13 protein-coding genes are annotated in these 17810 nt (G+C 74.3%); 5 read left to right on the top strand and 8 right to left on the bottom strand.

Going from position 1 to position 17810, the window contains the following annotated elements; genetic code table 11:
* Position 1: 1 nt before the first annotated feature.
* Positions 2-1312, bottom strand: coding sequence for a sugar ABC transporter substrate-binding protein (locus tag ACIQVD_RS24155; protein ID WP_100836918.1), 1311 nt, complete (start codon positions 1310-1312; stop codon positions 2-4).
* Between the two features lie 143 nt (positions 1313-1455).
* Here ACIQVD_RS24155 and ACIQVD_RS24150 point away from each other — a divergent pair, with 143 nt between their 5' ends.
* From ACIQVD_RS24150 to ACIQVD_RS24130, 5 genes are all read left to right on the top strand, one after another.
* Complete coding sequence (locus tag ACIQVD_RS24150; RefSeq protein WP_400691929.1) at positions 1456-2691, top strand: ROK family protein; 1236 nt, start codon at positions 1456-1458, stop codon at positions 2689-2691.
* Between the two features lie 224 nt (positions 2692-2915).
* Positions 2916-3152, top strand: a complete 237-nt coding sequence (locus ACIQVD_RS24145; RefSeq protein ID WP_402291662.1) for a hypothetical protein — start codon at positions 2916-2918, stop codon at positions 3150-3152.
* A gap of 166 nt (positions 3153-3318) precedes the next feature.
* Positions 3319-3519 carry a hypothetical protein gene (locus ACIQVD_RS24140; protein WP_400691935.1) on the top strand — a complete coding sequence of 67 codons (201 nt, stop codon included), beginning with the start codon at positions 3319-3321 and terminating at the stop codon, positions 3517-3519.
* Positions 3520-3713: 194 nt separating this feature from the next.
* A complete protein-coding gene (locus ACIQVD_RS24135) occupies positions 3714-5591 on the top strand; it encodes a BTAD domain-containing putative transcriptional regulator (protein ID WP_400691938.1) in 1878 nt (625 codons plus the stop codon).
* Positions 5592-5743: 152 nt separating this feature from the next.
* On the top strand, positions 5744-6739 hold the full coding sequence (locus ACIQVD_RS24130) for a LuxR C-terminal-related transcriptional regulator (RefSeq protein ID WP_400691941.1): 996 nt from the start codon (positions 5744-5746) through the stop codon (positions 6737-6739).
* Positions 6740-6764: 25 nt separating this feature from the next.
* On the opposite strand, the gene ACIQVD_RS24125 is transcribed toward ACIQVD_RS24130, so the two are convergent.
* The 7 genes from ACIQVD_RS24125 to fabZ form a co-directional block, all read right to left on the bottom strand.
* A complete protein-coding gene (locus ACIQVD_RS24125) occupies positions 6765-8552 on the bottom strand; it encodes a DHA2 family efflux MFS transporter permease subunit (protein ID WP_402291661.1) in 1788 nt (595 codons plus the stop codon).
* 49 nt (positions 8553-8601) lie between these two features.
* Positions 8602-9774: a hypothetical protein gene (locus ACIQVD_RS24120; protein WP_400691947.1), complete on the bottom strand. Its 1173-nt coding sequence runs from the start codon at positions 9772-9774 to the stop codon at positions 8602-8604.
* Positions 9771-10424 (bottom strand): hypothetical protein, encoded by a 654-nt coding sequence (locus tag ACIQVD_RS24115; RefSeq protein WP_402291660.1) that lies wholly within the window; start codon positions 10422-10424, stop codon positions 9771-9773. The genes ACIQVD_RS24120 and ACIQVD_RS24115 overlap by 4 nt, the downstream gene beginning before the upstream one ends.
* A gap of 1382 nt (positions 10425-11806) precedes the next feature.
* On the bottom strand, positions 11807-14137 hold the full coding sequence (locus tag ACIQVD_RS24110) for a beta-ketoacyl synthase N-terminal-like domain-containing protein (RefSeq protein ID WP_402291659.1): 2331 nt from the start codon (positions 14135-14137) through the stop codon (positions 11807-11809).
* Complete coding sequence (locus tag ACIQVD_RS24105) at positions 14137-15165, bottom strand: aminomethyl transferase family protein (RefSeq protein WP_402291658.1); 1029 nt, start codon at positions 15163-15165, stop codon at positions 14137-14139. The genes ACIQVD_RS24110 and ACIQVD_RS24105 overlap by 1 nt, the downstream gene beginning before the upstream one ends.
* A 35-nt stretch (positions 15166-15200) precedes the next feature.
* A complete protein-coding gene (locus ACIQVD_RS24100) occupies positions 15201-17222 on the bottom strand; it encodes a GNAT family N-acetyltransferase (protein WP_400691957.1) in 2022 nt (673 codons plus the stop codon).
* A 44-nt stretch (positions 17223-17266) separates the two neighbouring features.
* Positions 17267-17809, bottom strand: coding sequence for a 3-hydroxyacyl-ACP dehydratase FabZ (fabZ, locus tag ACIQVD_RS24095; protein ID WP_233533710.1), 543 nt, complete (start codon positions 17807-17809; stop codon positions 17267-17269).
* Between the last annotated feature and the right edge of the window lies 1 nt (position 17810).

The following is a 17810-nucleotide window of genomic DNA, read 5'->3' as shown; positions in this document are numbered from 1 at the left end:
GTCAGCTGGCCGGCATCTGCTGCTGGGCCTTGGACAGTTCGTCCTTGACCGTGGCCTCGGTGATCGGCTTGCCCGCGGCGGCGGACGCCAGCAGGTTCTTCACGGCGGTGCCGATCAGGGTCTCGAACTGGCTCTCGGTGGGGACCTGCGGGAGCGGCGCGGCGCTCTTCTGCAGGACGCCCGCGAGGGTCTGCAGCTCCGGGGTGGAGAACGCGGCGTCGGACTGCGCGGCCTTCACCGGCGGCAGCGAGCCGTAGGTGCCGTTGAGGGTCTTCTGCTCCTCGTCGCTGGTCATGAACTTCACGAAGTTCAGGGCGCCGTCGAGGTTCTTGGTGTTCTTGAAGACCGCCAGGTTGATGCCGGCCACCATCGAGGTGGTGGCCTTGTCGCCGGTGGCGCCGGCCGGGGCCGGGACGGGGACGACGCCGTAGTCGTCCGGGTTCATGCCGTGCGACTTGAGGTTGGCGCCCGCGGACTGCCACATCAGCATCGCGGCCTTGCCGGTGGCGAAGTCGGTCACCGACTGGTTGGCGGCGTACTCGGCGTTGCCGGGGGCGGCGATCTTGTCGTTGGCGATGAAGTCGACGTACTGCTTGACCGCGGCGACGGCCTCCGGGCTGTCGAAGGTCGGCTTGCCCGAGGCGTCGTAGAAGCCGGTGCCGTGCTGCATGCCCAGGGTGAAGGCGTGGTGGACGTTCTCCGAGACGTTGCCGCCCTCGATCGCCAGGCCGTACTTGTCGCCCGAGGTCAGCTTCTTGCCGTCCGCGACCAGTTCCTCCCAGGTGGCGGGCGGGTTGGCGATCCCGGCCGCCTGGAACAGCTTCTTGTTGTAGTACAGGCCGTAGGCCATCGAGTACAGCGGGACGGCCGCCGGGTCCTTGCCCTTGGCGCCGGCCGAGGCGATGGTCGACTCCAGGAAGCGGTCCTTGCCGCCGATCTTGTCGAAGGCGGCCTGGTCGAACGGGAGCAGTGCGCCGGTCGCCTGGAGGGAGGCGGACCAGGTGTTGCCGATGTTCAGCACGTCCGGGCCCTGGCCGGACGCGGTGGCGGCCAGGATTCTGTTCAGCAGGTCGGACCAGGGGATGACCTCGAGGTTGACCTTGATGCCGGTCTGCGCCTCGAACTTCTTCAGCTCGGGCTCCAGCACCTGCTTGTCGTTCTCCAGGCTGCTGCCCTGGTTGGAGGCCCAGTACGTGAGCGTCTTGGGGCTGGAGTTGCCGCCGCTGCCGCTGTCGCCGCCGCCGCAGGCGGAGGCGGTCAGGACGATCGCGGCGGTCAGGGCGAGGGCGGCGGAGATCCGGTGGGTGCGCATGGGAGGAGCCCCTCTCGGGCTGTCGTCTCGTGGGGGTGAAGAGGCAGTCGGAACTGCTTACTTCACGCCGAGATTTAACGTCTGAGAAAAGTAGACGTCAAGAGGCGCGACGGCGTAGATTCTGCAACGAAGAAGGGAAACCGATGACACCGCGAGGCAAGCAGACCGTTCGCGACCTGCGCCGGAGCAGCCGTTCCACGCTACTGCGACACCTGTACTTCAACGGTCCGCTGAGCCGCCAGGAGCTGGGCACCGCGACCGGGCTGAGTGCCGGATCGGTCAGCAACGTAACGGGCGAGTTGCTTGCCGACGGGCTGATCGAGGAGTGCGGATCGGTCGAGTCCGACGGCGGCCGCCCGCGCATCCTGCTCCGGGTCACCCCCGGCCAGGCCCACCTGGTCGGCATCGACATCGGCGAGACCCAGGTCCGGGTCACCCTCTTCGACCTCGCGCTCACCGAACTCGCCTCGGCCGACCAGCCGTTGCTCGCCGCGCACGACCCCGAGCGGGTGGTCCGGATGATCGCCGGCGGCCTCGACCAGGTGCTCGCCGCGGCCGGCGTCGCCGCCGAGAACGTGCTCGGCATCGGGATAGGGGTGCCCGGCATCGTCGAGCAGGGCACCGGCGCCGACCCCGGCGCGGGCATCGTCGTGCACGGCCAGACCTTCGGCTGGGACGCCGTCCCGTTCGGCCGGATGCTGCGCGAGCACACCCCGCTGCCGCTGTACGTCGACAACGGCGCCAAGACGCTCGGCCAGGCCGAGATGTGGTTCGGCGCCGGGCGCGGCAGCCGGCACGCGGTGGTCGCCCTGTTCGGCTCCGGCGTCGGCGCCTGCGTGATCGCCGACGGCGTCCGCTTCCGCGGCGCGACCAGCTCGGCCGGCGAGTGGGGCCACACCAAGGTGCACGTCGGCGGCCGCCCCTGCCGGTGCGGCTCCCGCGGCTGCCTGGAGGCGTACGTCGGCGCCGAGGCGCTGGTCGAGCGCTGGGACGGCACGGTGCCCGACACCAGCGAGAAGGCCGGTCTGGCGGCCCTGCTGCGGGCCGCCGAGGAGGGGCAGCCGAGCGCCGTCGCCCTGCTCGACGAGGCCGCCGAGCTGTTCGGCGCGTCCATCGCCGACCTGGTCAACCTGTTCAACCCCGAGCGGATCGTCATCGGCGGCTGGGCCGGCCTGCTGCTCGGCCCCCGGCTGCTCCCCGCGATCGGCGAGGCGGCGACCCGCTACGCCCTGTCCTTCCCCCGCTCCCGCACCACCATCACCCTCTCCGACCTCGGTCCGGACGCGGTGACGCTCGGCGCGGCGACGCTGCCGCTGACGCACTTCCTGGACAGCGGCGGCGAACTGCCCGACCACCTCGCGGCGGTCGCCGCCGTCTGACCGGCGCCCCGTCCCGCACGTCCCACGCGTCCCGCCCGTCCCGTCCCGTCCACGCCGTCCCGTTCAGGACCGGCGCGGGCGGGACGGTTTGTGCCACGGCATAAAGAGACCACCCGGAAGTCGTTCGGGTACTTAGCGGCGGGGACGAAGATGGGACCATGTATCTGGTTCACGCGAGGTTGCGAATGCCGGCCGGCGGTGGAGTTCCCCCGGGCTTGGCGGAAATGGTCCAGTCCCATGCCCGCGAGGCGGACGCCCTGGAGCACGTGAGCGTCCACCAGGACGGGACGGGCGAGGTCACCGTGGGCGTGTTCAGCCTGTCGGCCGGGCTGGCCGAGGCGGAGGAGCGGGCCGCCGCCCTGCTGGGGCGCGCCGTCGGCGAGGAGCCCGAGCTGGCCGGTGTGGACGTGCTGGCCGTGGGTGCGGCCCTGGTTCCGGGCCCCTGGTGGGACTTCGACTGAGGTCGGCCTGGACGGCTTAGGTCAGTGCATGTTCCGTCCAGCCGGAGTCTGTTCCCTCCCGCTGCCGGCGGGAGCAGAGTGGAGGTGTCGGGGGGAGCGAGAGCCCCGGCCAGGAACCCCGGGAGGGAATCCCGGGAAATCCCCACTACTTTCCGAGGAGAATTCCGTGCTGGTCACCCGTGTCTCCAAGTTCGCCGCTTCCGCGATTGTCGCCGTCGCCGCCCTGACCGTTTCGGCGGGCGCCGTGGAATTCTCCGGAAACGTCGCGGACGGCGCCGGGACCGTCCAGGTCGACCCGACCCCGACCGCCACCGCCACCCCGCACCCGGGCGCCTCCCCGCAGGGCGACGTCACCTGGGGCGGCTGAGCCGACCGGCCGCACGGCACCCGCCGACGGGTCGGCAAGGCCCGTCCGCACCGCACCAACTGACCGAAGGTCAGCACAACAGCACAGCGCAACCGCACCGCACCGCACCGCACGAGCAGCGAGCGGCGAGCGGCGAGCGGCGAGCGGCGAGCGGCGAGTAGACGGACCGATCGGATTCACGGGGGTGAAGGACGATGGAATTCCTGGTGCTGGGCGCCCTGGAGGCCCGCCAGAGCGGTGTCCCCGTGGACGTCCGGGGCATGCGGCAGCAGAGACTCCTGGCACTGCTGCTGCTGAACGTCGGCCGGGTGGTGCCGATGGACTTCCTGGTGGACGAGCTCTGGGAGGACCCGCCGACCTCGGCCCGCCCCCAGGTGCACAACGCCATCCGGGACCTGAGACGGGTGCTGGCCGCCGGCGAGCACCGGCTGGTGACGGCCGACGTCGGCTACCGGCTGGCCGCCCCGGAGGACGCGGTGGACGCCAACCGCTTCGCCCGCAAGGTCCGGGAGGCCCGGGCCGCCGAGCGGGACGGGCGGTTCGCCGAGGCGATCCGGCTGCTCCAGTCCGCGGTCGACCTGTGGCGCGGCGAGGCCTTCGCCGGAATCCACTGCCCGGCGGTGACCAGCGCCGCGGTGAAACTGAACGAACAGCGGATCGCCGCCGTCGAGGACCTGATGGCACTGCGCCTGAAGGTCGGCGAAACCTCCTCGCTGGTGGGCGAGTTGACGGCGCTGCTGGCCGAGTACCCGCTGCGCGACTCGCTGCGGCGGAGCCTGATGACGGCCCTGTGCCGCAGCGGCCGGCAGGCCGACGCGCTGGCCGTGTACGACGAGGGGCGGCGCTTCCTGGCCGACGAACTCGGCCTGGAGCCCAGCCCCGGGCTGCGCGCCCTGCACGCCGAGATCCTGGCCGACGGCCCCGGCGTGCACGGCGCCGCCGCCGCACCGGCCGAACCGCCCGCGCCGCGGCCCGCCCGGGGGCAGGAGCCGCCCGGCAGCCCCAACTGCCTCCCGCACGACCTGGCGGACTTCACCGGCCGGGCCGCCGAGTCGGCCCTGCTGCTGGAGGCGGTCGGCCGGCGGGCCCCCGGCGCCCCGCTGATGCTGGCCGTCGACGGCATGGGCGGGGTCGGCAAGACCACCCTGGCGGTGCGGCTCGCCCACCAGCTGACCGGGCAGTTCCCGGACGGCCAGTTCTTCGCCGCGCTGGACGGCTTCGACGAGACCCGGCCGCCGGTGCCGCCGATCCGGGCGCTGGCCGCACTGCTGCGGGCGGACGGCCTGCGACCCGAGGAGGTCCCGGCCTCGCTGGAGGAGCGCAGCGCGCTGTGGCGGGCCCGGCTGGCCGGCCGGCGCTGCCTGCTGGTGCTGGACGACGCCGCGGACAGCGCCCAGGTGCGCCCGCTGCTGCCGGGCGCCGGGGAGACCCTGGTGCTGGTGACCGGGCGGCGCAAACTCAGCGCCCTGGACGGCGCGGTGGCGCTGCCGCTGGACGTGCTGCCGCCGTCCGACGCGGTCGAGCTGCTGGCCCGGGTGGCCGGCCGGGCCCGGGTGGCCCGGGAGCCCGCCCGGGCCGCCGAGGCCGTCGCGCTGTGCGGGTACCTGCCGCTGGCGGTGCGGATCGCCGCGACCCGGCTGCGCGACCGTCCGGCCTGGACGGTCGCGGACCTGGTGGAGCGGCTGGCCGACCCGGCCCGGCGGGCCCGCTGCCTGCGCACCGCGGACCGGGACCTGATGGCGCTGCTGCGCGCCTCCTACCAGTACCTGGACCGGGCGCAGCAGCGCTTCTCCCGGCTGATGAGCCGGCAGGGCGCGGAGAGCTTCGACGTGCAGCGGGCGGCGGCGCTGACCGGGGTGAGCCCGGACGAGGCCGAGTGCTTCCTGGACGTCCTGTTCGAGCACAACCTGGTCCGGCAGGAGGCGTCGGCGCTGTTCTCCTTCCACAGCCTGATCCGGGACTGCTCCTCGGCCCTGCCCGAGCCGCCGGCCGAGCCCGTTCCCGGGGCCGTCCCCGGAGCGCCCGAGGTCACCGAGCTGGTCGGCCGCCTGCTGCTGACCGCCGCGGTGTGATCCCCCCGGTGCCGGGCCGCGGTCCCGGTGGTCCCGCGTCCGCTGCCCGGACACCTCTCCGGAACATGACGGTCAGTGCGTGGTTGCCCCGTATCAGTAAGCTCTGAGCCCGAGCAAACGTTACTGGCGCTGATCGAAACGGGGATCGATTCATGCTGGACGCACTGGGACTCGACACCGAGGCCGAATCCATCTACCGCCGGATGCTGGCCGAGCCGCAGTCCGGCGTCGCCGCCCTGGCCAGGTCGCTGGGCATCACCGAGGAGAGAGTGCGCGCCGGGCTCGACCGGCTGAGCGAACTGGCCCTGGTGCAGCCCTCCGCCCGGGAGGGCATCGGGTTCCGGGCGATCGGCCCGGAGACCGCGATGGAGGTGCTGCTGGCCCGCCAGCAGGCCGAACTCGCCGCCCAGCAGCTGCGGGTGGAAGCCTCCCGGGCCGCCGCCGCGCAGCTGATCGCGGAGTGCTCGGCGTTCCGGCCGACCGCGACCGACGCCGCCTCGGAGCAGTTGAGCGGCCCGGAGGCGATCCGCGAGCGGCTGGCCGAACTGGCCGGCTCGGTGCGCCAGGAGGTGGCCACCTTCGCCCCCGGCGGCGCGCACACCGAGGAGGACCTGCGGGCCAGTCGGCAGCCGAACGCGGCGCTGCTGGAGCGCGGCGTCCAGATGCGCACGGTCTACCTGGACAGCGTCCGCAACCACCGGCCCACCCTGGACCACGTGACCTGGCTGAACCTGCACGGCGGCCAGGTCCGGACGGTGCCCGAACTCCCCATTCGCATGATCATCTTCGACCGGCGGCAGGCCGTGCTGCCGATCGACACCGAGGACGCCCGGGCCGGCGCGGTGGTGCTGCGCGGCGCCGGCACGGTGGCCGCGCTGTGCGCCCTGTTCGAGGGCGTCTGGGACAACGCGATCCCGGTCGGCGACATGCCGAAGGTCGACGCGCACGAGATGCCGCCGCAGGAACTCGCGGTGCTCAAGATGCTCGCCCAGGGCCACACCGACGAGGCGATCGCCAAGCGGATGGGCGTCTCGCCGCGCACCGCCCGCCGGTTCGCCGCCAACCTGATGGAACGGCTGGACGCCCGCAGCCGCTTCGAGGCCGGGGTGCACGCCGTCCAGGACGGCTGGCTCCCCGCCACGCGCTGACCGCGGGCGCCCGGCTGACGCGCCGTCAGGCCGTCTGCGCCGCAGGTTCTGCCGGTGCCGCAGGTGCCGCCGGTGCTGCCTGCGCCCGCTTCTCCCGCAGGTCCGCGAGGAGCAGCGCCAGCGCGGGCAGCAGCGTCACCCCGTACACCCCCAGCAGCCAGCCGAAGGAGTGCGCGAACGCGGCGGGCACCATGCCGTGGTGCTCCTTCGCGGAGTCGGTCAGCACCACCGTGACCACCGCGATGGCCAGCGCGCCGCCGATCCGCTGGGTCAGGTTGAGCTGCGAGGAGGCGTCCGGGATGGACTCCTGACGGATCGACTGGAACGCCCGGGTCATCGTCGGCACGATGGTCAGGCCGGTGCCCAGGCCGCGCACCACCAGGCTCGCGCAGATCAGCGGGTACGGGGTGGTGCCGGTCAGGCCGGTCATCGGCAGCGTCGCCAGCATGGTCAGGCCGATGCCGATCAGCACCGTCGCGCCGCCGCCGATCTTGCGCAGCAGCACCCGGGACAGCCAGGCCGCGGACACCACGCCCAGGCCGCCGGTCGACATCAGCAGGCCGGTGGCCACCGCGGACTCGCCGCGGGCGTCCTCGAAGTACAGCGGGATGAGCATCATCGGCGAGTACAGCACGAAGCCCAGGCAGAAGATGTTCACCACCGCGGTCGCGTACACCGGGATGCGGAACAGCCGCAGGTCCAGCAGCGGCGCCTTCGCCCGCAGTTCGCGCAGCACGAAGACCACCGCGCCCAGCACCGCCAGGCCGACCGGCACCAGCAGCGCCGCGCTCGCCCGGGCGCCCTGCTCGGCGTACTCGTGGATCGCCAGCACCGTGGAGACCGTCGCCGTCGCCGAGGAGACCAGGCCCAGCACGTCCAGCGGCCGGGCGCTCCCGGCCGGCGGCGCGTCCTTGCGGACCCAGCGCAGCGCCGCCGCCAGCAGCACCGCGCAGAACGGGACGTTCACCACGTACACCGCCGACCAGCCGCCCCAGCCCACCAGCAGACCGCCGATGGTCGGGCCCAGCAGCGGACCGATCAGCATCACCGAACCGTTCAGCGCCTGCACCCGGCCCAGGTGCTCGCGCGGCACCCCGCGGGTCAGCAGGATCGTCGACACCGGCGTCAGCACGCCCGCCGCCGCGCCCGAGAGGCCGCGCGCCGCGATCAGCTGGTCCAGCGACTGTGCGGCGGCGCAGCCCAGCGAACCCAGCGCGAACAGCGTCACCGCGGCGGCGAACACCCGCTTCGTCCCGAACCGGGTGGCCAGCCAGCCGGTGGCCGGCATCACGGCCGCCAGCGCCAGCAGGTAGGCCGTCACCACCCACTGCACCTGGTTGATGCCGCCGAACCGGGCCGTGGTCTCCTGCATCGAGACGTTGACGATGGTGGTGTCCAGCAGCGCGATGAAGCCGCCGGCCACCGCGATCACCATGGTGAGCAGCGCGGCCTTCGACGGCGCCTCGGCGGGGGGAGGCGTCCGGTCGGCGGGGGGCGCGGCCTGCTCGACGGGGGTGGGCTCCTCCTCGACCGCGACGGCGGTGGGGGCGTCCTTCGGCGCGTCCTTCGGGGTGGCGTCCTTCGGCGCGTCCTTCGGGGTGGCGGCCTTCGGGGTGGCGGCCTTCGCGGACGGGGCGGGGGACTCGGGCTTGGCACCGGTCGCCTTGGTGGCGGCGGTGGCGGCGGCGGTCGCGGTGGCGGTCGTCTTGGTGACGGTGACGGTGGTGGCGGCGGGCTTGCGGGCCGGGGCCGGCTTGCGGCGGGCCTTGCCCTTGGCCGCGTTCACCGTGGTGCGGGCGGGTGTGGTGGGCATCTTCGCGGGTCCTTCATCAGCGGGGAGGAGGAGTGTGGGCCGGACCGGGTCAGTCGACCGTGAGCAGGGCGCGCTCGACCTCGTCCAGCACGGCTTCGGCGGCCGGGCGGGCGTCCGGGCGGTTGCGGCAGGACAGGGTGAGCTCGGTGCGGTCGTCGATCTGGCAGGTGCTCAGGAACATCTCGGCGTACGGGACGAGCATCGGCAGGGTGTAGTACTCGGTCGGGCGGAAGTGCGCGGTGCGGTACAGGCCGGTGTCGATCCGGCCGTGGTCGGTGAGGATCGCGGTGCACGGGAAGCGGGTGCCGTCCAGCTCCTGGGCCTCGCGCAGCGAGTTGGCGAACGGGTTGTTGCGGAGGAAGTCCCTTTCCAGGGAGGCGACTTCGCGCTTGCGGAGCATGGCGGCGAGCAGCTGGCTGTGCAGCCGGTTCCAGCGGTCCTCGCGGTGCAGGTCGAGCACCAGCTGGGAGGTCAGGTTGGCGGTGGAGCGCACCTCGCGGTCGTGCCGGCGCAGGTCCACCGGGATGATCAGCCGGCCGGTGTCGGCGGTCAGCAGCCGGGAGACGGCGGCGCCGATCCGGGCGGTCACCGCGGTCGGGGTCGCCGCGATCGAGCGGCGCAGCCACAGCGCGGTGCCGTCGGCCGCGCCCCGGCCGAGGATCGCCGGGAAGCCCTCCACCCGGGCCGGGACGGGCGCCGCCGGGACGGGGGCGGCGGCGGCCCGGAAGTGCGTGTCGTCGACGGTGGAGTCGGCGCCGAGGAGCTGCTCGCCGCGCAGGGCCCGGAACAGGTCCTCGATCCAGTGCCGCAGCCCTCGGCCGTCGGTGACGATGTGGCTGGCCCGCACCACCAGCCGGGTCACCGGCCCGTTCGCCAGGCCGAGTTCGCAGACCGGACCGGTGACGACGTCCAGGTCGCGGTGGAAGAACGGGTGCTCGAACCCGGCCCCGGCGGGCAGTTCGGTGACCGGCGGCAGGGCGGCGTCGTCGGCCCGCCAGTTCGGGCCCTTCCGGCGCACCGCGAGACCGGGGTTGACGGCGGTGGACTTCCGTACCGCGTCGGCGAGTTCGGCCGGGTCGATCCGCCCGCTGCCCTCGATCACCATCTGGATCAGCTGCGGGGTGCCGGTGGCGTTGGCGTTCAGGTAGCCGCGCTCGATCTGCGAGATCCGCCGGGTGTAGACGCGCCCCGGGGCGGCGGTGGGAGTGGCGGTGGGGGTCATGCGACGGGCTCCAGTTTCGGGGTGGCGGTGCGGACGGGGCGGGCGGCGGGCTCCGGCTGCCACCACCAGCGGACCTGCGCGGGGGCGTCGGTGGCCAGGGCCAGTTGCAGACCGTCGCCGAGGTCGGTGGAGCGGACCAGGTAGCCGACGTTGGTGGGACGCCAACCCGGCCGCCAGTCCGGGAGCCGGACGCCCGCGAAGGTCTCCTTGCGGATGTGCGACGCCTTGATCAGCGCCTCGCACTCGGCGAAGTCCCGCATGGTGGCGGGCTCGCCGTCCGGGCGGCCGAGCAGCGCGCCCAGCCACTGCATGGCGAACGGCCGGTCCCGGTGGTCCTGGAGGTCCACCCCGACGGTCTGCCCGGCGACCAGCGCCACCGTCGAGTACGCGGCGCAGTGCGCGACCGAGGCGGTCAGGCCCAACTCCGGTACGCTCCACCGCCGGTGCTCATCGCGAGCCAGCTCGCGCGGCGAGATCCGGACCCCGTACAGGTGGGCCACCGCCTCGGCGATCAGCCACCGCCCGGCGTCGTTCAGCCGGTGGCCCATCCGGTCCCGGGGCAGCCGCGGATGGTGGGTGACGAGACAGTCGACCACCCCCCGCTCCGCCCCGGACACCACCCGGTCGGCCACGCTGACCGGAACCGGCACGTCCCACCCGCCGTCGACCCCGGGGCGGCACCCGGTGCCCCGGACCGCCGACCGGGCCGCTGCATCGGCAGCAGGGACGGAGACAGGAACGGAGAGGGGGGCGGAGACGGGGGCAGGGGCGGAGAGAGCGGCGGTGGCCGGGACCGGCACGGCCCACCCGCCATCGGCCCCCGGGCGGCACCCGGTCCCCCGAACCGCCGACTGGGCCGCTGCGTCGGCGGCAGGGACGGAGAAGGGAGCGGAGACGGAGGCAGGGACGGAGAGAGCGGCGGTGGCCGGGGCCAGCACGTCCCACCCGCCATCGGCCCCCGGGCGGCACCCCGCCCCCCGAACCGCTGCGCTGGCGGCGGGGACGGAGACGGAGAGGATGGCGGTGGCCGGGGCCGGCACGGCCCACCTGCCGTCGACCTCCGGGCGGTACCCGGTCCCCCGGACCGCCGACCGAACCGCTGCACCAGCGCCAGCGGCGGAGAGGGCGGCGGCAGAGACGGTGGCGAGCCCGTCCTTCACCGCCGGCGGTACGGACCCGGTGGCGGGGAGGGCCGGAGCCGTCCGCCCCGTCCCCACCAGCCGGGCCGTCAACCGCCGCACGGCGAAGACCATCCCGGCCACCCGCCGCCCGGCCCCGCCGGACCGGACCGCTCCCCCATCGGCGACCGGAGCGGGTTCACGCTCCGCCGCACCGGCAGCGGACTCGGTCTCGGCCCCCACGACGCGACCGGCACCGAAGCCGAACCGCGCCCGGCCGGGGGCCGCCAACGTCCCTGCCAACGGAGCAAGTCGTGTCCTCGGCGGAGCCGCCGAAGGCTCGGCACCGACCGCCGGACGGCCACCTCCCGACCCTGCCACGGCACGGCCGACGCCACCCGGCGCCAACGCACCTACCCAAGAGGACAGTTGCGCCCACAGCGGGGACGCCGCAGGCTCGGAGCCGACCGCCGGACGGCTACCTCCCGGTCCCGCCGCAGCTCCGTCGACTCCACCCACCGCCAACGACCTTCCCGAAGAGCCCAGTTGAGCACCCAGCGGGACCGCCACAGGCTCGGAGCCAACCGCCGGACGGCCCGGAGACGCCGCAGCGCGACCGACACCACCCGACACCAACAACCCTCCCGAAGGGCCCAGTTGAGTCCCCGGCGGGACCGCCGCAGGCTCGGCACCGACCGCCGGACGGCCATCTCCCGACCCCGCCGCAGCACCGCCGACACCACCCACCGCCGACGATCCTCCCGCCGAGGCGAGTTGATCCGCCGACCGCTCCCCCGCCCCGCCGTGCTCCGCCCCCGCCGGGAGGCGGGTGGCGGCGTGCAGGGCCGGGCCCAGGTGGAGGGACCAGCTGGCGGTGAGGGCGGTGGGGGGTCGGGGTGTCCGCAGGGGGGTCATCAGGGCCTCGCGTCGATGACCGCGGCGGCGTAGGAGCCGCCGTAGGCGAAGCTGGAGAGCAGGAGGCGTCCGGCGGGGGCGTCGCCCGCGAGGGCGGCGACCAGGCCGAGGGCGCCGGCGGAGCCGTAGGTCTCGCCGAGTTGGGCCTTGGGGGTGCGGGTGGGGCGTTCGGCGAGGCCGGCCAGGGCGAGGGCGCGGCGCTGGGCGAGGTCGACCAGGCGGTAGCCGGAGGCGGCGGAGACCACGGTGTCGATCTGCTCGGGGGTGGAGTCGGCCTCGGCGAGGGCGGCGCGCAGGGCGCGGGCCCAGGCTTCGCCGTCGCGGCCGATCCGGCCGATGCCGACGGACTCGCCGGAGGCCCCGAAGCCGCGGACGTCCGCCAGGACGCTCGCGCCGCGGGCGGCGGCGGAGGCTTCGGATTCGAGCAGGATCGCGGCGGCGCCCTCGGAGAGGACGGTGCCGGTGCCGCCGTCGGGGACGACGTGCGCGGTCTTCGCGTATCCGGGCAGCCGGGCCTGGGTGGCCAGGGCCTGGGCGGGGAACTCGTCGGCGACCACCACCATGATCCGGTCGGCCATGCCGCGGGCGATGACCCGGGCGGCGAGCTGGAGGGCGAGGACGGAGGAGGTGCCGCCGTTGGCGATGGTGGCGGTGTAGCCGCGGTAGCGGTGCAGCATCGCGACGTGGCCGGCGGCGGCGTTGACGACGGTGTTGGCGAACATCGCCGGGTTGGCGCCGGTGATGCCCTGTTCCAGCACGCCCTGGTGGAAGTTGAGGACGGAGGTGACCGGGCCGTAGCCGGTGGCGAAGACGATGCCGGTGCCCTCGGCCTCGGCCCGGGAGGGCTTGCCGTGGCGCTCGTACAGGTCGCCGACGGCGCCGGCGGCGAGCACGCCGAGCGGGTCCATCCGGCGGGCCTTGCTGGGGTTGAGCCGCTTGGTGACGGCCTTGACGTCGATCCGGCCGATCGGGCGCTCGCCGATCCCGGCGACCTGCTCCAGGGTGTCGAAGCCGGTCCGGCCCTCGGCGAGGGCGGCGGTCAGTTCGGCGGTGGAGCCGGCCGAGCCGGCCAGTCCGGCGACGCCGGTGACCACGACGTGGTGCACGGGCTGGGTGTGCCGGGCCGAACGGGCGGGCCGTCCGGGCTTGTTGAGGACGACGGTGGCGTTGTTGCCGCCGAACGCGAAGGAGTTGGAGGCGACCACCTCGAGCGGCGCGGGCCGCCCGTTGTCGGGGACGATGTCCAGGCCGAACGGGGAGGCGGTGCCGCGGGTGTTGACGGTCGGCGGGATGACGCCCCGGTCGATGGCCAGGGTGGAGACGATCGCCTCGACCGCGCCGGCCGCGCCCAGGGTGTGGCCGAGCATCGACTTGGTGGAGCTGGCGGGCGGCAGCTCGGCGCCGAACAGCAGCTTCACGGCCTTGGGCTCGGAGACGTCGTTGGCGGGGGTGCCGGTGCCGTGCAGGTTGACGTAGTCGACGTCCTGCGGCTCCAGCCCGGCGGTGCGCAGGGCCTGGGCCATCGCGGCGGCGGCGCCCTTGCCGCTCGGGTCGGGGGCGGTCTGGTGGTAGCCGTCGCAGGAGAGGCCGTAGCCGCCGAGTTCGGCGAGCGGGGTGGCGCCGCGGGCGGCGGCCCGTTCGGCGGACTCCAGGACCATGAAGCCCGCGCCCTCGCCGAGGGTGAGCCCGGTGGAGGCGGACATCGGCGCGCACGGCTCGGGGTCGAGCGCGCCGAGGGCGGAGAAGCCGTACGCGGAGAGTTCGGCCAGCGGGTCGACGCCGCCGCAGATGACGTGGTCGACCTCGCCCTTCCAGAGCAGTTCGGCGGCGTAGCCGAGGGCCACGGCGCTGGCCGCGCAGGCGTTCGACAGCACGATCCGCGGGCCGCGCAGGTCGAACTCGGCGGCGATGTAGTCGCCCACGCAGGGGAGTTGGGAGGCGGCGGCGGCCGGGGCGTCCAGCTCGCCGTCCTTGACCAGGCCGCGGTGGACGTTCTCCAGGGTCGGCATCGCGCCGAGGCTGGAGCCGACCACCACGGCGACCCGGTCGCGGTCCACGGTGTCCAGGTCGAGGCCGGAGGTGCGCAGTGCCTCGCGGATCGCGGTGGCGGCCAGCGCGTAGCAGCGGTCGAGGTCGGCGGGCTGCTCGGCGGTGACCATGCCGGCCCAGTCGGTGAGCAGCTCGGTGGTGTCGAACAGGGTGTTGGTCTTGATGCCGGAGACGCCCTGGGAGATCGCGGCCCAGCTCTTCTCGGCGTCGTCGCCGGCGCCGGTGATCAGGCCGACCCCGGTGAGGGCGATCCGCTCGGTGGTGGTGGTGTGGTCGGTCATCAGTGGATCCGGGTGGTGAGGGAGCGGGCGATGACGCGGGGCTGGGTGACGGTGCGCAGCGGGGTGCTGTCGGCGTCGCCGGCGGCCAGCTCCAGGCCGGGGACCCAGAACGGGGCGTCCAGCAGGGCGACGACCAGTTCCTCCTCGGCGTTGGCGGACGGGGCCTGCCAGACGACGGTGCCGATCCGCTGCCCGCCGGCGGTGACGGGGGTGCCGGCCGGGACGACGGCGCCGGCCGGGGCGGCCAGGGCGGTGGTCTTGGCGGTCTCGGAGGTGGGCTTGACCAGTTCCTCGGAGCCCTGGAACTCGCCGATCCGGTTCCAGTCGACCATCCAGGCGAGGTCCGCCTCGTGCACCGGCAGTCCGCCGAAGCCGGCCGCGTAGACGGCCATCCCGGCCTCGGCCTGGACCCGGGCCAGGCCCTGCGGGCCGACCTCGGCGCCGTTCTCGGCGGTGACCGCCTCGACGACGGCGGCGTGGGCGGCCTCGGGGGCGTTGGAGAGCAGCAGGTAGCCGTACTCGCCGGTGGTGCCGACCCGGGCGAGGTGGGCCAGCGCGGCGGGCTCGCCGGGGACGGCGGACTCGGTGACGCCGTGCAGGGTCAGGCCGGAGATGTCGAACTCGACGAACGTGGCGGCGGCGGCCCAGGCGTGCGGGCCCTCGAAGGCGCTGGCGCCCCAGCCCTCGGGGGCGACCTCGACGGTGACGTCGGACGGGGCGTCGACGGCGTCCAGGTAGGCGGTGAGCTGCTCGGCGGTGACGGGGGTGCGGGGCAGCAGCCAGGAGTCGTCGCCGATCTCGAAGTGCAGCAGGACGGCGAACGGGGAGCCGTCGGTGTTCAGGGCCAGGGCCTCGCGGACGCTGTCCGGCTCGACGTACTCGCTGGACTTGGCCAGGAACAGGTCGAGGAACTCGTAGCGGTCGCCGCCGGAGACCCGGACCAGCGGGGCGGTGATCCGGTAGGCGCCGATGGCGGTGCGGACGGTGGTGTAGTCGTCCTGCGCGGTGCGGGCGGGGGCGGTGGTCATGGTTCTTCGGTGTCCTTTCGGGGAGTGACGGGGTGTCAGATCGCGGGTGCGGGGTGGACGGACAGCTGCCAGGCGGCTTCGGTGCCGGTGGCGGCGCAGCCGATCAGCAGTCCGGAGGAGGTGGTGCGCAGGACGATCTCCTGGGTGGGGCTCCCGCCCGCGGGGGCGAGGTGCAGCCAGTGGCCGCTGCCGAGCCGGACCGCCGCGGCGGCGGCCCAGACCTGCCGGAAGCCGGCGCTGTCCAGCTCCCGGCGGGTGCCGGCGGAGTCGATCACCACGGCGGTGTCGGCCGGGGTGTCGGGGGTGAGCCACAGGACGGTCTCCTCGTCCGCGCCGGGGGCGTGGACGTCGATCCGGACCGGCTCGGCGGACCGCTCGGGGGCGGTGACCTCCCAGCTGATCCGCTCCTGCGGGGCGGCCAGGCCGAGCGGGTGCTTCTGCTCCCACTCGGCGGTCGGGACGCCCCAGCCGAGGCCGGTGGCGAGGCTGTGCCGGTGGTGCTCGCGGGTGACCCACGCCCCGGCGCTCCAGCGCGGGTTGCAGCCGAAGGGCCGGGTGCGGGGGGCGGGGCTGCGCAGCACCCTGGTGCCGTTCTCGGTCCAGCCGGTGATGCCGCCGGCCGCGGCCTTGACGGTCAGCTTCCGCCGGCCGTCCAGGGGTTCGGCGCCGGTGACCGGTCGGGTCGCGGCGGCCCGGGGGCCGGTGGCGAGCTCGGTGCGCAGGCGGGCGGTGCCGTCGGCGTCGGGCTCCAGGTGGCGTTCGACCAGGGTGGTGGTGATCAGCCGGACGGGGTGGCCGGCCGGGAGGGCCACCCGGGTGGCGCCGTCGGTCCAGGCGAGGGCGCTGCCGGCCGGGGCGGTGCGGGCGGCCGCGACCACCTCGGAGGTGTCGCGGACGCCGAGGCCGGTGCCGATCGGGTGCTCTTCGGCGGTGCCGTCGGGGCCGGTCAGGGTGAAGTCGCCCTGGCGCAGTCCGACGGTCTGGAAGATCCGGCCGGGCCGGGTGGTGTACGTGAACTCCTGGCGCAGCACCCCGTGGTGCAGGGTGAGGGTGCCGGTGACCAGGTTGCCGCCGGTGCGCTCGGTGACCCGGACGCCGTGTTCGACGGGCTCGATCTCCAGGTCGCGGGCCTGGCCCTCGCGCCAGCCGGCCGAGCGGTCGGCCTCGGCGCTGGGCCAGGTGGAGGCGAACACCGGTCCGTGGTGGCCCTCGGCGTGCACGGTGAGGGTGCCTTCGGCGGCGTCCAGCTCGGCGGTCAGGCCGTGGTCGCCGAAGCGGTGCGGCCGGCCGTCGCCCGGGGCCTTGACCTGGTAGGGCGGTTCGGCGATCCGCAGCGGCCGGGTGGTGCCGTCGGGGCCGGTGAGGGCCGCGTCGAGCATCAGGCCGCGGTCCACGTCGATGGTGGCGGCGAGCTTGAAGGCGCCGAGGGCCAGAGCGTAGGCGACGGTCCTGGTTCCGTCCACCACCCGTACGTCGGAGCGGAGTTCGCCGTCCCGGCCGTCGGTGACGTTGCCGAAGCTGCTGAGCTTGCCGAGTTCCGCCACGGCCTCGGGGCCGAGGTCGTGGAAGACGCTGCGCAGGATCAGCGGGATGTAGTTGTGCAGTTCGACGTTGCCGTCCTCGCCGGGGACGGTCTCGCCGACGGAGACGCAGCCGACCCGCCGGTAGAGCTTGAACGCGACGGTGTTGGCCGGGTTGACGGTGAGGCGCAGGACCAGGCAGCCGCAGCGCATCATCCACTCGACGGCCTCGGTGAACAGGCGTCCGGTGATGACGCCGTTGCGGTAGGCCGGGGCGACGAAGAACATGTCGGCGATCAGTTCGCCGGCCCGGGCCGAGCGCCGTCCGGTGCTGTGGAACAGCCCGAAGGTGCCCACCACCCGGCCGTCCTCGGTGGCGATCAGGAAGGTCGCGGTGTCGCGCTCGGCGAGTTCGCGCTCCAGTTCGGCGCCGGTGATCCCGCCCGCCACCGGGTTGGGGTTGTCGCGGTGCCGGTTGTACAGCTCGGCGATGTCGTGCGCGTCGCCCTCCTGGTAGGGGCGGATCGTGATGGACATGGCACACCTCCTTGTCTGTGCTGGTGCGGTGGGGCGGCGCCGGGTCAGCCCTTGCGCTCGGTGGTGACGATCAGCGAGCCGGCGGCGGCGAGTTCGGTGCCGACCGAGGCCCGGACCGAGACCGAGCGCAGGCCGCCGAGCTTCTGGCCGAGCTTGGCCTCCAGGGTGAGCTGGTCGCCGGGGACGACCAGCCGGGAGAACTTCATCGAGCTGATCGAGCCGAGGTAGCCGACGCTGGCCGACGGGTCGGCGGGCGCGTCCCCGGCGGCGGGGGCCGGGGCCTCCAGCAGTTCGGCGACGTAGACCACGGCGACCAGCTGGGCCATCGCCTCGACGATCATCACGCCGGGCATGATCGAGTGGTCGGGGTAGTGGCCGGCGAAGAACGGCTCGTTCACCGAGACGCTCTTGACGCCGCGTCCGGAGACGCCGGGGACCACGTCGTAGGCGCGGTCGATCATCAGCATCGGCCAGCGGTGCGGGAGCATCCGCTTGATGTCGTCGGAGGAGTAGGCGAAGGTCTTCGGCTTCTCCTTGCCCGGGGCGGCGGGCGCGGCAGCCCTGGCGGGGGCGGGTGCGGTGGCCACG

The sequence above is a fragment of the Kitasatospora sp. NPDC090308 genome, assembly GCF_044769485.1.
GTDB classification, from domain to species: Bacteria; Actinomycetota; Actinomycetes; order Streptomycetales; family Streptomycetaceae; genus Kitasatospora; species Kitasatospora fiedleri.
This window is presented reverse-complemented; position numbering and strand designations above follow the sequence as displayed.